Source organism: Bacillus sp. LR--39 (assembly GCF_053613335.1).
The window spans coordinates 1-642 of sequence record NZ_JBSIOT010001066.1 but is presented as its reverse complement, the minus strand read 5'-3'; the positions used below and the strand labels follow the sequence as shown (position 1 = coordinate 642).

1 pseudogene is annotated in these 642 nt (G+C 46.4%); it reads right to left on the bottom strand.

Annotation, left to right across the window (positions count from 1 at the left end):
• A pseudogene (lnrL, locus tag ACWHAR_RS28460) lies at nucleotides 1-521 on the bottom strand (linearmycin resistance ATP-binding protein LnrL); the annotation flags it as partial.
• Nucleotides 522-642 lie beyond the last annotated feature (121 nt).

Sequence of the window (642 nt, the reverse complement as noted above, 5' to 3'; positions counted from 1 at the left end):
GTTTCTAAAATGTGATTTCTCGATTGAGGGTCAATACCGACAGTCGGTTCATCCATAATCAGCAGCTCGGGCTTATGCATTAAAGCCGCACCGATGTTGATTCTTCGTTTCATCCCCCCGGAAAATGTTTCAATCTTATCTTTAGCCCGCTCAGTCAGACCGACATATTCAAGGACCTCAGCCGATCTTTTTTTGGCCTCACCGTGCGTAAGTCCGTACATTTTCCCCCAAAACATAAGATTCTCATGAGCCGTCAGCGTCGGATATAATGCAATTTCCTGCGGAACAATGCCGATTTTTTGTTTCGCTTTGGCCGTTTCTTTTCCGATGACATAGCCGCCCACCGTGATGTTCCCGCTATCATGCGGTACAAGGCCGGAAATCATCGAAATGGTTGTGGATTTCCCCGCACCGTTTGGCCCGAGCAGACCGAACGACTCCCCCTTTTTGAGGGAAAAAGAAATACCTTTCACGATTGTTTTTTTCCCATATGCCTTTTTGATATTTTCTGCTTGCAGCACGTCGTCTCACTCCTTTTTTGATCCATTGCCATTGTAGAAGAAAGAAAGGCGTGCGGCATGTAGCGGCAGATAGAACATAGGGCATGAAAAAAAGGCCTGTAAAAGGCCTTTTCAGAGAAGC